General features: G+C 59.5%; 13 protein-coding genes. 4 read left to right on the top strand and 9 right to left on the bottom strand.

Annotation, left to right across the window (positions count from 1 at the left end; all coding sequences use genetic code 11):
* Window positions 1-22: 22 nt before the first annotated feature.
* The 3 genes from HB778_RS20150 to HB778_RS20140 form a co-directional block, all read right to left on the bottom strand.
* The gene (locus HB778_RS20150) at window positions 23-928 is read right to left on the bottom strand and encodes a MurR/RpiR family transcriptional regulator (RefSeq protein WP_183456354.1); all 906 of its coding nucleotides are present in this window, start codon (window positions 926-928) and stop codon (window positions 23-25) included.
* A 187-nt stretch (window positions 929-1,115) separates the two neighbouring features.
* The gene (locus HB778_RS20145; RefSeq protein WP_183456352.1) at window positions 1,116-2,762 is read right to left on the bottom strand and encodes a DUF882 domain-containing protein; all 1,647 of its coding nucleotides are present in this window, start codon (window positions 2,760-2,762) and stop codon (window positions 1,116-1,118) included.
* Between the two features lie 213 nt (window positions 2,763-2,975).
* The gene (locus HB778_RS20140) at window positions 2,976-4,118 is read right to left on the bottom strand and encodes a hypothetical protein (protein ID WP_183456350.1); all 1,143 of its coding nucleotides are present in this window, start codon (window positions 4,116-4,118) and stop codon (window positions 2,976-2,978) included.
* Window positions 4,119-4,545: 427 nt separating this feature from the next.
* Here HB778_RS20140 and HB778_RS20135 point away from each other — a divergent pair, with 427 nt between their 5' ends.
* The 3 genes from HB778_RS20135 to HB778_RS20125 all read left to right on the top strand — a co-directional run bounded on the left by HB778_RS20135 (window position 4,546) and on the right by HB778_RS20125 (window position 6,923).
* Window positions 4,546-5,592, top strand: coding sequence for an acyltransferase family protein (locus tag HB778_RS20135; RefSeq protein WP_244661531.1), 1,047 nt, complete (start codon window positions 4,546-4,548; stop codon window positions 5,590-5,592).
* A gap of 86 nt (window positions 5,593-5,678) precedes the next feature.
* A complete protein-coding gene (locus tag HB778_RS41530; protein ID WP_244661530.1) occupies window positions 5,679-5,861 on the top strand; it encodes a hypothetical protein in 183 nt (60 codons plus the stop codon).
* Window positions 5,862-5,936: 75 nt separating this feature from the next.
* A complete protein-coding gene (locus HB778_RS20125; protein ID WP_183456346.1) occupies window positions 5,937-6,923 on the top strand; it encodes a phosphatase PAP2 family protein in 987 nt (328 codons plus the stop codon).
* A 111-nt stretch (window positions 6,924-7,034) separates the two neighbouring features.
* Here the strand turns inward: HB778_RS20125 and HB778_RS20120 are convergent, their stop codons facing one another.
* A complete protein-coding gene (locus HB778_RS20120; RefSeq protein WP_183456344.1) occupies window positions 7,035-7,703 on the bottom strand; it encodes a methyltransferase family protein in 669 nt (222 codons plus the stop codon).
* Between the two features lie 228 nt (window positions 7,704-7,931).
* Here HB778_RS20120 and HB778_RS20115 point away from each other — a divergent pair, with 228 nt between their 5' ends.
* On the top strand, window positions 7,932-8,756 hold the full coding sequence (locus HB778_RS20115; RefSeq protein WP_183456342.1) for a sterol desaturase family protein: 825 nt from the start codon (window positions 7,932-7,934) through the stop codon (window positions 8,754-8,756).
* A 43-nt stretch (window positions 8,757-8,799) separates the two neighbouring features.
* On the opposite strand, the gene HB778_RS20110 is transcribed toward HB778_RS20115, so the two are convergent.
* The 5 genes from HB778_RS20110 to HB778_RS20090 are packed head-to-tail and all read right to left on the bottom strand — an operon-like array spanning window position 8,800 to window position 13,258.
* The gene (locus HB778_RS20110; RefSeq protein ID WP_183456340.1) at window positions 8,800-9,324 is read right to left on the bottom strand and encodes a prepilin peptidase; all 525 of its coding nucleotides are present in this window, start codon (window positions 9,322-9,324) and stop codon (window positions 8,800-8,802) included.
* A gap of 1 nt (window position 9,325) precedes the next feature.
* Entirely contained in the window at window positions 9,326-9,883 is a 558-nt protein-coding gene (locus tag HB778_RS20105; protein WP_183456338.1) for a tetratricopeptide repeat protein, read from the bottom strand.
* Window positions 9,884-9,936: 53 nt separating this feature from the next.
* Complete coding sequence (locus tag HB778_RS20100; protein WP_183456336.1) at window positions 9,937-10,893, bottom strand: type II secretion system F family protein; 957 nt, start codon at window positions 10,891-10,893, stop codon at window positions 9,937-9,939.
* A gap of 8 nt (window positions 10,894-10,901) precedes the next feature.
* A complete protein-coding gene (locus HB778_RS20095; protein WP_183456334.1) occupies window positions 10,902-11,873 on the bottom strand; it encodes a type II secretion system F family protein in 972 nt (323 codons plus the stop codon).
* Window positions 11,873-13,258 (bottom strand): CpaF family protein, encoded by a 1,386-nt coding sequence (locus tag HB778_RS20090; protein WP_183456332.1) that lies wholly within the window; start codon window positions 13,256-13,258, stop codon window positions 11,873-11,875. Before HB778_RS20090 ends, HB778_RS20095 begins: the two co-directional genes overlap by 1 nt.
* Window positions 13,259-13,516 lie beyond the last annotated feature (258 nt).

The raw sequence follows: 13,516 nt of genomic DNA, 5'->3' as shown, positions 1-13,516 counted from the left end.
CGCCGCATCGGGCGTATCGACGCTATTTCCTTGGGGTTTTGGGTTTGGCGGTTTCGTTGTCGGCTGGCGACAGGGCGGCATCGAGCGTGACGGCATTGGTGCTGCGGATCTTCTCGATGTCCTCGATGCGCTTGCGCACCCCGGCGCCATGGCCCTCCAGCGCATGAGCAAAGACGGTTTCCATCTGGGCGACGGCGGTCGCCAGCGTGTCGAAGGGCGAATTGGCGTCGATCGCCGCGACCATGGTCAGGTCGGCGACCTCTGATATCGGCGACAGCCACACGTCGGTGAACAACAGGATGGAGACGCCGCGTTCATGCGCCTGTTGGGCAAAGCGCACAACATCCGACTGGTAGCGCCGGTAGTCGAAGACGACGAGAAGGTCGCGTTTGCCGAGGTCGATCAGCAGGTCGAAATCGGCGGGGCTCAGCGAACCGATGTCGCGCACGCCGGAGCGGAACTGCAGGAGGTAACCAGCAAGCATGGAGGCGATATGCCGGCTGAAACGGCCACCCAGCAGCACGACCTGGCCCTTGGTCTCGAGCAGCAAATTGACTGCGCGCGTATAGGCTTGCAGCGGCACCGCCGTGCGCGTGCGCTCCAGACTGTCGGAAACCGAATGGAAATAGGCGAGTGCCGTGCCTTCGCTGGAGCCGCCCGGACGCTTGGCCTCCATCATCAAAAGCGGCGAGTGCAGCCTGGATTCGACCTCGGTGAGCAGGCGCGCCTGGAAATCGGCGAAGCCGACATAGCCGAGCTTGGTCATCAGCCTTGTCACGCTCGGATCGCTGACCCCGGCGCGGCGCGCCAGCCGAGTCGCTGTACCCAGCCCCGACATCGGATAATCGGCAAGCAGAACCTGAACGATCTTTTCTTCCGCCGAGGTGAACGCCAAGGTGGTGTTGGCCAGTTCTTCGCGGATCGACATAGTCATCGCCTCTCGCTGACGGAAAGACGATTATCTTACAATTTCATGCACGATTGTCAAATTTGGAAAATGCTTTACAGAGCTGTATGGAAGGTTTCAGCGTGGGTTGCGCAACAGGAGCACAACTCTAGCCATCCTTATCATACAACACATTTCTGCACTGGATCGAATGCAGGCGTTCGCGCCCCTATTTGAAGCTGGCGATGGGCAGGAATTTCACCGCGGAGCCGGTGAAGCGGCGGTGATCGGACGTCTGTCCTCGCGGCCGGAATCCATCGAGATAGACCTGCTCCGGCGCTGTACGGATGAAATTGGTGGCTATGACAGGCGCCGCTGCCGACCCGATTGCGCCGGCAATGCCGCGACCTGTCTCAAGCAACCGGCCAGGTGACGTCACGAGCACAATCATGGCGGTGGCTTCGGGATCGAGACGTGGCTGGACACGATCGGCCTTGGGGCTGGTCCTGACACGATCTTCGGGTTTTGATGCAGGGACTGCAATCCGCTGAGCGGCGGAATCATCGAGGCCGTCATCGGGGTGATGCATGGCCAGCAAGGCAGCGACGGCGTCGCCAGACTTGGCTGATTCCGGCTGACGCGCCGGGCTTGTCTGGCCTTGCGGCCGCCATGTCGGCAAGGGGATGTTGAGTGCCACCATGTCCGGCGCAGCGCTCGCGGTAGCGGCATCCGCTTTGCCCAAGGGGATTTCGGCATTGGCAGCCACCGGCTTGGTCGCGGAGAGTTCGGCCTGCGCCGTGGATGCGCTGGCGATCGCGAACGGTGCTGTTTGCGGGGTCGGGATGCTGGCCGTGGTGACGGCGCGCGGGGCGAAGGCCGGCAACGGCACCGTGTCAGGCGCCATCGCCATGACGATCGCTTCGGGCGTCTTGCTCTTTTGCTCGGCGAGCGGTTCTTCAGCCGTACCAGCGGAAGCCACCTGGATGTCCGCGCGCTGGGCATCCTGCGGCGGCACGATCGCTATGCCCTGCGCGGCCGGCTTGGGTTCGATGGACTTGGCCGGTTTGCTCGGCGCCGGCGCCGCGACATCATCCGACTCGTCCGAGCCGCCACCCAAAAGCGTCGCCAGCAGGCCACGCGACTTGCGTTGGCCGCCATCGGCGCTTGCCAGCTCGATATTGGGCGTGCCGGCGGCCTTGCGCGATTTGTAGGCGGCAAGCGCCTGATCATAGCCTGGCAGCGGTCTGCCGTCGCTCGGCACATGCAGTGTGTTGCCGTTCGGGAAAACCTTGGCGAGTTCCTGGCGGCTAATGCCCGGCCAGTGCCGCACATTGCCGACATCCATGTGAATGAAAGGCGAACCGGAGGTCGGGTAATAGCCGACGCCGCCGCCCTGCATCTTGAGGCCGATATCGCGCAGCTTCTTCAGCGGCACGTCCGGCAGGAAGAAATCCATGGCGCGGCCAACCATGTGCTGGCTTTCCCGGGCCACGCCCTTCGAGCGGCTGCGCAACATGGCGTTTGTCGCCGGTGAACGATAGGCGCTAACGACATGGATATAGGCGTTCGAGCCGCTGGCGCGATAGGCCTGCCAGACGAGGTCGAGCAGGCGCGGATCCATCCTGGTCGGCTCGTTGCGGCGCCAGTCGCGCAGCATGAAATTGATCTTTTTCAGTCCCGCCTGATCGTAGCGGCCGTTGCGCTTGAAAACGATCTCGGCCTTCTCGCCCGTATGCAGATGCTGGATCTTCAAGGCGCGCGTCTCGGCGGACGCACTCGTGACGCACAGGCAGAAAAACGCGACGACAATGGCCGGCAACCATGTCCAACGATGGGAAGCGCCGGGCGCGTTCTGTTCGCTTTCGATCACATTCATGCCTTGCACATTGTTTCTGTTTCGGACGATTTGACGTCGTCGCCGGCTGCGGAGCTTTCTTTTCCGAGCGCTCGACTGGACAAGCAGGCTGTTCCAGGCAGACGGGCATCCGTCCGACAAACTCGTCCTGTCGATGAACAGCATCTTGGTTAACGAATCGTTTTCGCGTGGGAAATGGGCCTTCCCTGCCCGAAATGCGTTCAACCGATCGCTTCAGCGGAACAGATATTTCGAGACTTCCGGATTGCCGCGCCGCCACATCACATTGTCCAGGAAGTAGTGGTGCACGTTGATGAAGATCCAGGCGATGAAGAGGAAAAGCGACGAGCCGAGCACGGCCTTGTCGTAGGGAACCATGGCCGTCAGCGCCATCGGCACCAGCCAGAAACCGAGCGCTCCGAGAATTCCGCCGAAGACGACAAACGCCAGCACGCGCAGCCTGTACACCGGTCCAAGCGTGGACAGGACCTTCGGTCCCAACCGCTCGACGGCATCGGCTCGATCGCGCTCGACATTGGTCTGGTAGCGCCAGACCACGGCCAGATACTGCAACGAATGCATCGCCGGCACCACGAGCAGCCAGAGCGGGTTCAGCGTCACGAACAGGATCCAGGCGTAAAGCGACACGACGTAGGCGACGACGCCGTTATAGGGCAGCGCGCCACCATGCTTGCGCCAGCGGTTGATGAACATCACGGCGGTGGCCGCCGAGGAGGCGGCCGCGATCGACATGGCGATGGTGATAAGCCATGGCGGGACCGCGAAGGTGTAGTAGTCCAAACCCCAGAACTGCCTTTGCGTGATCACCACATTGGTCTGAAGCCAGGCGAACAGCCAAACTGCATAGCCGTTGAACAGCAACACCTTCTTGTCCTGATCGCTGAAGAATTTGCGCTTCAGCACGGCGTCCACCATCAGCATGCCGTAGCCTTGCTTGACGTAGTGCCAGCCCACGAAAAAGCCCATCGCGTTGGTTGCGTTACCCAGCAGGCGGGCGTTCCCCGTCAGCGCGCCATAGGCAAAGAAGGCAATCATGGCCAACGGGACGACAATGCCCGCCAAGATATAGCGGATCTGGAGGCTGCGGCTGTACCCCTCGCCGCGCACCTTGCGCGCGAAATTGCGATAGAAGATCTGGTAGGAATGACCGAAATGCGGCTGGTTTATGAGATGTGAGAGCAAGAACATCGTCAGCGTCAGGGCAGCTTCGTATCTCAGAGGCACAAAATACAGGACCGGCAGGATGACAAGAGCGCTTCCGCCAAGCATGAAAAAATCGATGAACGGGCCAAAGAGATATTTTTGCGGAGCGGCCGCGACCGAGGCCGGGGCATCTGCCGAAAGGTGAAGTGCCATATTACCTTCCCCTGTGATCGTTTATCTAGCCATCGACGCTCTACTGAATGAGGTCTTACGCAACTCGTGACGACAGAATGGGCTTTCGGTTGGCCTGCGGCGAGCGTTTCACCACGCATCCGGCACGGCCCCTATGATCGGGTCCCCAGCACCAAAGCATATCCATCAATCCCGTAATGCCAAGCCGGATGGACCACAGCCAACTGAATTATGATCAGGAAGGCGGCGCCAACTTCCTCTGGCGCCATGCCTCTGGCGGGGCCAATAAGCCTCGACGACCGGTCGCATGATGGGCGCGGTCCCCCAGAAGGCGGTCGCAAGCATTAACCGCTTGGAAACCATCGCCTTGCACGGCGGCCGAAGTGATGGTTCATTAGCGCGGGCTGAAAGGGCATTCCTTGAGGCAGATCCTGAGGACATTCACCGATTGTCTGATCGACGGCCTAATCTGGCCGGTTCGAGTGGCGCGGTTGCTGCTATGATCTGGTCGCTGCAGATCCTTCGCTTCGTCGCGGCGCTGCTGGTGGTCTACGTCCATTCGGCCGAGATCGCGGCCGTCGCGACAGGATCGAACGGACTGCTGCCGCAAGATGTGCAGCTTGTCGGCCGCGCCGGCGTCGACATCTTCTTCGTCATCTCGGGCGTCATTATCACGCGGATAGCGGCAGGTTTGAGCTGGCGCGGGTTCGCCTGGCGGCGTTGGCGGCGCATCGTGCCGATCTACTTCCTGGTCTGTATCCCTACGCTGCTGATCGCGGCGAAGACGGGCTTCGGCTGGCGCAGCGTCGTCGCCACGTTCCTTTTTTGGCCGGCAACCGACGTCATGACCGAGCCGCTTTTGCCGGTCGCGTGGACGCTGTGTTTCGAGATGCTGTTCTATGCAGCCGCGACCCTGGTCCTCTGGAATCGCCGATCGATTTACGTGCTGATCGGCCTCTATGGTGCGGCAATGCTGCTCCGCCCCTTAGGCCCGGTGTTCCAGTTCCTTGGCAACCCCATCATCCTCGAATTTCTGATGGGCGTCGCCATCGCCAATGCGCCGATGCGGTGGGTTGGCCTCTTGGGCATCCCGCTCGGCGCCGTCGCGCTCGTCATGGCCGGTCCGCTCGGAATAGCGCCCGGCGGCGGCACGCTCGATTTCCTCATTGGGACCGACGGCTTCCGGCGCGTACTCGTCTATGGCCTACCCGCGGCGCTGATCGTCTATGGAACGATGCAGATCAAGGCGAAGCCGGGCATCTGGACCGAGCAAGGCGACGCATCCTACTCGCTCTACCTCACACACACGCTGATCGCCTCGGCGATGCTGCCGCTGTGGATGGCCTACCCGATTGAGCCGGATCTCATCATCCTGGTCACCACGGCGGCCTGCGTGCTTTTCGGCTGGCGCATCCACATCAGATTTGAGAAGCCGCTTCTGGCGATGTTCAATCGCTTCGTGGTCACAGATCCAGTCGTCACGGCCCGAAGCTGATCGCGCCAGCATCGTTATTATCGGAATATGGAAGGCACGAGCATCGGGGTTGCCTGCCGGTAGGCGTCGTATTCGGGGAAAGCCGCTTGCAGGACCTTCTCCTCGTTGATCAGTCGCCGATATTGGAAGGCGAGTGCAGTCGCGCCGATCGCAACTGTGATCCATGTCGGATTACGCAGAACAAGGCCGAGCAGAACGATCGCTTCGCAGGCATAGAGTGGGTGCCGCACGATGCGGTGGCCAGCCTCTTCCGCCGTCAGTTCATTTAAGAACTACTTCGCTTGCGGGCCGGTTTTGCAGTTCGCTGAAATTTCGAATATTGTCTGCCCCAAGAGAGGTAGGGGATGCTGGCTTTCGAAGCTCCGGTGGTACGTCGCTACGCGCGAATTATCGGCCTGTCGATCTCGGCGTTTGTTCTGGCCGATTTTCTCTGCCTATCAGTCAGCAACATCACGATCGATGCCTATAATGGTGTCGAACTGATCATCGCTTGTTCGATCGCCGGCGCTTACTGGGGTGCGGGAAAATTTTCTGCCCTAATGGCAAACCGAAGCCAGTCTCGACTTTCCCGAATGTGGAGGAGGGCTGGAGCTACCTTCGAAAACATCGCCATCTTCATGGCGGTATTCATCCCGATGTCGATTGTCAGTTGCCTGTTCATGTACCTTGCCGCATCGACAACCAGACCTCGGCTCGATTGGCTGCTCGTCGCCGGAGACAAGGCACTTGGCTTCGAATGGCTCTCGACGCTCGGCTACGCCAATTCGTACCCGAAGGTCGCAGCAGTTCTGGTGTTCTGCTACGCGGCGCTCACCTATCAGTTGCCGGTGGTGGTGCTCTGGCATGCCGTCACAAACCAGCGGCACCGGCTGCTGGAGTTCACCGCGATCCTGTTTGCATCGTCGGTGTTGACCGCGATCATCATGGCCGCCGTCCCGGTGGACGGCCCCTACCTCTATTTCCACCCGGCGCCTTCGCTATTCAACCATTTCACGAATGCCGGCCTGTCCCATGCTGCAACGGTCGATGCGCTGCGCTCCGGGGCGCCTTTCGACTTCCTGATCTCCAACACAGTTGGGATCACGTGCTTTCCCTCATTCCACACCACTCTTGGGATCATCATCGCCTATGCCATGCGAAGGACGCCCTTGCTGATCCCAATTGCCCTGGTTAATGCGATTATGATTGTCTCGACAGTGCCGGAAGGCGGCCACTACCTAGTGGACGTCATCGGTGGAGGTGTAGTCGCGGTCATAGCCATCGTCAGCGTCACCATGTTCTCTAGTGCAGACCAGCAAGAATTGGCTCAAAGGATCACGATCCGAAGCTGATCGCGCCAGCCCTCACCGAGAAGACCACCATGATGATGACCCCGGTCGTCGTCTATGCAATGCTGGCGGTCGAACATCGGCGCCCTTGGGGCGCGCAAATAGCCGCTTGATCTATGACTGCCCGGAAACCGCTGCCCCCGTACGAAAGAACCGCGGCAGAAGCATGGGAACGCGCCGAGCATATTCGTCATATTCAGGGAACGTCTCTCGAAGGATACCTTCCTCGTTCCTGGCGCGCCGGTACTGCAGAAGAAATTGGACCGCGCCTAACGCCACCATCAGCACTGAAAAATGCGAAAGGATCATTCCGAGAATGAATGTCGCCTCGCAAATGTAAAGGGGATGGCGAACAATGGAATATGGGCCAGAGGTAACCAGCTGCCGGGCCGTAGCCATGATGGAGAAAGAGCGGCCGAGCCAGTAGAGGCAAAACACCGAGCTGGCCATGCCGATGAAAATCAAGCCGAGCGCCACCATCTGCACGGTCCCGTTTTCCAATGCCGGGGTCAGAAACATTGCAACGATGATCATGAACGTTCCGGCTACAGAGGTGACCCTTGGTCCGATTCCCTGCGCGGTTCCTTTTGGCGGGAGACGGCCGACCGTCAGGGAAACCTGCAGGGTTGATGATACGGTAGCCAAGACTTGGTTGACGATGGCCAGCGAATTTGCCGACACGTTTTGATGGAAATAGGAAAACAGCGGAATCGCGCTGAGAACCGCCAGGACCGTCATGATACAGACGATCGCGATACGGCCGAGAAAATCTTCATTCAGCATTTTGCCAACCCTGCAAAGCGGCACTGAAGCATCCCTTGGTCGCGCCGACAAGTAAATGCTTTCCAAAGCGTTAACGGCCAACTGGCCGTTGGTCGAGATGAGTGACCAAAGTTATCAAAGTCTCTCGGCTGGAAGGTCATGGCGCACCGGTTAACTGTTTGGAAACCATTACCTTGTGTGACGGACCGCGAAGTGGTTCACTCCTCCTCTGGTAAATGACATTGGGAGATGGAGCCGATGGACCTCTTTGGTCTGCAATCGTTGCTCATTTGTGCCCTGATCTTCGTACCGCTGGAGCACATCCTCGCCCTGCGGACGCAACAAAAGATATTCCGCAAGGGTATCGGCACCGATGTGATCTACGCAGTCGTCAATGGTGCGTTCCTCAAGATCTGCATTAGCCTTATGGCAGCGGCGGCAATGAGGGCCTCGGCGTCTTTGGTGCCGGAGAGGGTAACAACGACAGTGGGCGGTCAGGCAACTTGGCTCCAGGTCGTAGAGATCGTCATCTTGGCCGATCTCGGCGTCTACGCCTCGCATCGGGCGTTTCATGCTATCCCGGCGCTCTGGAGATTCCACGCGATCCATCACGGCATCGAGGAGTTGGACTGGATGGTTGCTTTCCGGGCGCACCCGGTGGACCAGATCATCACCAAGGCGGTCTCGCTTGTGCCCATATTCTTTCTGGGATTTTCGTCGGCAGCCATCGCCGTATACTTTGTCATCGCTACGGGGCATGCGCTGCTTCTGCACGCCAACGTCAGGATGAACTTCGGGCCGCTCAAATGGCTGATCGCAACGCCGCAATTCCACCATTGGCATCATGCGGATCAACGCGATGCCTATGACAAGAACTTCGCCAGTCACTTAGCCATCATCGATGCGCTGTTCGGCACGTTTCATGTTCCAGACTCCAAAATGCCCGTGAAATATGGAGTCGATGAACCGATCCCGACGGACTATATCGGCCAGCACGGCTACCCGTTCGTGCGTGGCACTCAACAACGCCGGGATACGGCGGATACCATCGCAAAGCCGGCAACCGAGAGATAAGCCAGGCGAAGTAGCGCATCGGCAGCCCAGCGCCCGTCGGTTATCACATCAATAGAGAGCCAGGCACCACAAAGCCGTATGCGACCTGCAAGGCGATCATGCAGATCGATGCCACCGCAATCGGTACGCCAAACGGAACAACACCTTTGCGGTCAAGGTGTTGAACGTAGAGGCGGAAGGCGCCTTGCGGCAGTAACAGTGGATTTTTCACGATCATGGCCGTGACGAGGGCGAAAACCAGCAGCAAGATGGAAAACCCGACGAGATCATTTCCGCCGACCAGAAACGGCACGACTGCCATCAGCTTGACATCTCCGGCGCCGACCTTTCGCAGCACCCAAAACGGAAAGAGCGCCACGAACAGCACAAGCGCGGCGATGGCGCTCAAACCCATATCCCACCACGATCCGGACTGGAGCGACAAAAGCAGTAGCGACCCTGCCCCCAGGCAGAGCAGCAGCAATGCGTCGCGATTGGCTATCTTCTGTGTCGTGAAATCCAGCCACGCAATCCTTGCGAGCAAGGGTATGGCGAGTGCTTTCAGCAGCAGCACTTCGACAAGCAACATGCTAGCGCTCGATGTTCTGCACGCTGGATGACAGTAGTTTCAGATTGTTGGCCACGGTCGGATCGTTGGGCGCCAGCTCATAGGCCTTGAGGAAACTGCCGCGTGCGTCCTGCAGCTTGCCGCGCAGCAAATAGGAGTAGCCGATATTGTTGTAATATTCGGGCGATGCGCCAACCAGCTTGAAGGCCCTGCTATAGGCCCGGTCGGCAAGGTCGAAGCGGTGGATGCGATCGCACGAAGCGGCCAGCCCCATCCAAGCGCCGCCATCATTGGGCGCCAGTTGCGTCGCCTTAAAGAACAAGGCGCCGGCATTGCCGTAATTTTCCGCCCGGAACTGGTTCGTGGCTTCGGCCACAGCCTGATCCGAGGCGTAATATTCGACGTTACCGACCGTTTTCAGCCCGTCGAAGGCATCGCCAAAGGCCGTCACGTCGCCTTTCGACGGCTCATTGGTGCGCACGACACCGTCGGTGGCGTCCGCACCATTCGTTTGGCAACCGGCAAGCGCCATCAACAGACTGGTTGCGGCTACAGTCGCGAGGCGCATTGGCCCTGTCATTTTGTCTCCCAAGAGCCCTCCGACTCCGTTTTAGAACCAAAGCATATAAACATTTAGAAGAAAACGCCTTTCATACGGATGAGCACAGGCAACATGACGACCATCATCACGACCGGAAAGATGCAGAGGCCCAGCGGGATCATCATCTTGACCGGCAAGGCGTTGGCGCGTTCTTCGGCGTTCATAATTCTCTGGTTGCGCATTTCGTCGCTGTAAATGCGCAGGGCGTCGGTAAGACTGGTGCCCAGCTCTTCCGATTGGCGAAACAGGACGGCCAAGGCGCGCGCCTCGTCAAGCCCGATGCGGTCGGCAAGCTCGCGCAGTGCCTCGCGCAACGGTTTGCCCGCACGCAATTGCAGGGTCACGATCGACAGCTGAATGCCCAGCCATTTGTGGGTACCGGCCAATTCGGCGCCCACGCGCTCCACGGCCGCCTCGAGACTCATGCCCGCGTCAGCGCAGGTGATCATCATGTCCATGAAATCGGGAAAGCCGCGCCGATAGACCTGCTTTTGCCCGCTCTCGAAGCGGTCAAGAGCAATGCTGGGAATGACAAGGCAGCCAAGTCCGATCAAGGCTGAACCTGCAAACGCCACGAACCCCGGCAATTGCGGCGGCAACACGCGCGATAGAACTGCGTAACAGGCCAGGAAGCCGACACAGACGGCGCCGAGGCGAGAGAGCGTGTAAATGACCGGCGCGCTCGATTGATAGAAGCCCGCCCGGAACAGTTTCGCTTCCAGGGCATTTGGCTCACCGCGTTCTTTTTCCAGGCTGCGGAAATAGGCGTCGACAGGCCGCTGCGCGGAAATCCTATTGAGTTCCTGCTGGGCATAGAGCGATCGGCGACTGGTGATTCCCTCGGATAAAAGCGTTTGCGCAACCAGCTTTCTCGTCTGGAACACCGGGATAAGGACAAAGGCGGCCAACAAGAAAAGCGCCACTGCCGCCAGGAAAACGGAGAGAGAGAGCAGCGTGGCCGAATTGCCTAGATTGGTAAACACGTCCATGCCCGCCACTAGAAATCGAAGTTGACCATTCGGTACATTATGAAGTCGCCCAGCAGTGCCCACGACCCAAAGATCACGAACACCGGCATGATGATCGGACTACCCCAGACGTCACCGTAAAAATTCGGCGCGAGGACTGACAGCACCCCAAGCATCACAAGTGGAAATAGCGAGATTATCCAGGCGGACATGCGGCCTTCAGCGGAAAGCGCCTTGATCTTCATTCGCAATTTCCGGCGCTCGCGCAATACCGACGACAGGTTTGAGAGTATTTCGGTGAGATTGCCGCCGGTCTTGGCCTGGATGGAGAGCGATACCGAAAGCAGATGCAGGCCTTCGAAACCGACCCGCTCCGACAGTTTTCGAACAGCCTGCTCCAGACTGAGGCCAAAACTGATTTCGTCGGAAACGATGCCGAATTCAGTGCCGAGCGGATCGGGCATTTCACGCGCGACAAGCCCTATCGCAACGGTGGTTGGGTGACCGGCGCGCAGAGAACGTACGATCATATCGAGTGCATCGGGAAGCTGGAGCGCGAATTTATTGATGCGCTTGTTCCGAGCCCTTCGCAAAACGAGAACCGGCAGAGCAAATCCGACAATCAAGAAGGCGATGATGGCGACAATGACGGACAGGTGCAGAAGCAATGCCAAGAGGAGCGCCAGCACGAGGCCGGCGAGCAGGAATACAGCCAGGAAAGCGAGTGGATTGCCGGTGATGCCGGATTGCGTGTAGAGCCGGTTGAGCGCGATTGCGCCGAAAATGAAGTCGCCCGACGCCGTCAGCCCGCGTTCCTGCAGCAGTCCCTGCAAACTCTGCTCGGCTGGCTTTTCTTCTCCCAGCCGCAGCAAGCGTCGATTTATGATGCCTGCCCGCGCTCGGCGCCCGGCGATTGAAAGAAAGAAGGACTCAGCGGCGAGAATGACCGACGCCGCCGCCAGCACATAGATGAAGTAGAGGAGGGTCTGACCGGTCGGCATCAGAGCGGGACCTGCGGGTTGAAAGCGTCTTTTGCGAAATGGTGCCCCATCGCCGCGGCTTCGGTGGCAAAGCGCGGCCGAACACCGGTGGCGCGAAAATCACCGACTATGGCACCATCGGCGCGGACATCGCGGCGGACGAAGTGATAGATTTCCTGAAGCTGGACGACATTACCTTCCATGCCGGTCAGCTCCGATATGGAGGTGACTCGCCGGCCGCCGTCCGAGAGACGCTGGGTCTGCACGATGATGTCGATGGCCGAGGCGATCTGCGCGCGAATGGAATCATTGGTCATCGGCATGCCGGCCATGCCGACCATCTGCTCGAGCCGCGAGATCGCATCGCGCGGCGTGTTGGCGTGGATGGTGGTCATCGAGCCTTCATGGCCGGTGTTCATGGCCTGCAGCATGTCGAAGGCTTCCTCGCCGCGAACCTCGCCGACGATGATGCGGTCCGGCCGCATGCGCAGTGCGTTCTTCAGCAATTCGCGCTGGCGGACCTCGCCCTTGCCCTCGACATTGGGCGGACGCGTCTCCAGCCGGCCGACATGCGGCTGCTGCAATTGCAGTTCGGCCGCATCCTCGATGGTGATCAGACGCTCTTTCGAGGGGATGTAGCTCGACAACGCGTTGAGCAAGGTCGTCTTGCCGCTGCCGGTGCCGCCGGAAACCAGGATCGATTTGCGCGACTGCACGGCGATGCGCAGCAGATCGACCATCGGCTGTCGGATCGAGTTGAACGCCATCAGGCGTTCGAGCGAATAAGGATTCTTCGAGAATTTGCGGATCGAAACCAGCGGGCCGTCGACCGAGATCGGCCGGACAGCAATGTTGACGCGTGAGCCGTCCGCGAGCCGGGCATCGACCATCGGCGCCGATTCGTCGACGCGCCGGCCGATCGCCGAGACGATCTTGTTGATGACGCGCAGCAGGTGCGCCTCGTCGCGGAAGCGGATCGCGGTCTCCTCGATCACGCCATATCGCTCGATGAAGACCCTCTTGTGCGTATTAATCAGAATGTCGGCGATGGAATCATCCTTGAGCAACGGCTCGATCGGCCCCAGGCCGAGCATCTCGTCAGCGGTGTCACTGGTCAGCTGGTCGAGTTCGCGCGCGTTCAGCGGAACGTTGCGACCGCGCACGAACTCGCGCACGATGGGACGGATTTCGTTCAGGATCTCGTCCTTCGACGCGGTTTCGAGCGACGCGAGGTTGAACCGATCAATGAGATGTCGATGCAGATCGACTTTCAGCGCCAGGAACTCGTCGCCATGTGGTTCGAAATCGGCGACAGGCAGGGTGCCGTTGGCAACCGGGAGGACCGCGATCGGCTCCACCCTCGGCTCGACCCGCGCCTCGCCACCCTTGATGAATCGCCCCAGCATAATCCCTTATACCCCTCCAGCGCACATTAGCGGAAACTAAACGTTAACCAAGCGCCGCACAAGCGCCAGGACGCCTCACGCCCGGGCAATACTTTCAACATAGTTAAGAAGCGGCGCGAAAAAATATCGTTTTTATTTCGGTTCGCTCCCGCTGCCGGACGTGGGTGGCGCACTAAGCTATGTAGCGCCCTGCGCCTTGCGTGCCCCCGATATCGGAAACCCGCTCCATAATTGGCTATAAACCCTTAGATATAAAGG

The organism is Mesorhizobium huakuii (genome assembly GCF_014189455.1).
GTDB classification, from domain to species: Bacteria; Pseudomonadota; Alphaproteobacteria; order Rhizobiales; family Rhizobiaceae; genus Mesorhizobium; species Mesorhizobium huakuii_A.
Note: the sequence above shows the minus strand (reverse complement) of the source record. Positions and strands in the feature narration are given on the sequence as shown.

What these genes read in the sequence shown, in the direction of transcription:
- HB778_RS20150 (WP_183456354.1), bottom strand. Translation starts at nt 928, where the DNA reads ATGTCGATCCGCGAAGAACTGGCCAACACCACCTTGGCGTTCACCTCG.
- HB778_RS20145 (WP_183456352.1), bottom strand. Translation starts at nt 2,762, where the DNA reads ATGAATGTGATCGAAAGCGAACAGAACGCGCCCGGCGCTTCCCATCGT.
- HB778_RS20140 (WP_183456350.1), bottom strand. Translation starts at nt 4,118, where the DNA reads ATGGCACTTCACCTTTCGGCAGATGCCCCGGCCTCGGTCGCGGCCGCT.
- HB778_RS20125 (WP_183456346.1), top strand. Translation starts at nt 5,937, where the DNA reads ATGCTGGCTTTCGAAGCTCCGGTGGTACGTCGCTACGCGCGAATTATC.
- HB778_RS20120 (WP_183456344.1), bottom strand. Translation starts at nt 7,703, where the DNA reads ATGCTGAATGAAGATTTTCTCGGCCGTATCGCGATCGTCTGTATCATG.
- HB778_RS20115 (WP_183456342.1), top strand. Translation starts at nt 7,932, where the DNA reads ATGGAGCCGATGGACCTCTTTGGTCTGCAATCGTTGCTCATTTGTGCC.
- HB778_RS20110 (WP_183456340.1), bottom strand. Translation starts at nt 9,324, where the DNA reads ATGTTGCTTGTCGAAGTGCTGCTGCTGAAAGCACTCGCCATACCCTTG.
- HB778_RS20105 (WP_183456338.1), bottom strand. Translation starts at nt 9,883, where the DNA reads ATGACAGGGCCAATGCGCCTCGCGACTGTAGCCGCAACCAGTCTGTTG.
- HB778_RS20100 (WP_183456336.1), bottom strand. Translation starts at nt 10,893, where the DNA reads ATGGACGTGTTTACCAATCTAGGCAATTCGGCCACGCTGCTCTCTCTC.
- HB778_RS20095 (WP_183456334.1), bottom strand. Translation starts at nt 11,873, where the DNA reads ATGCCGACCGGTCAGACCCTCCTCTACTTCATCTATGTGCTGGCGGCG.
- HB778_RS20090 (WP_183456332.1), bottom strand. Translation starts at nt 13,258, where the DNA reads ATGCTGGGGCGATTCATCAAGGGTGGCGAGGCGCGGGTCGAGCCGAGG.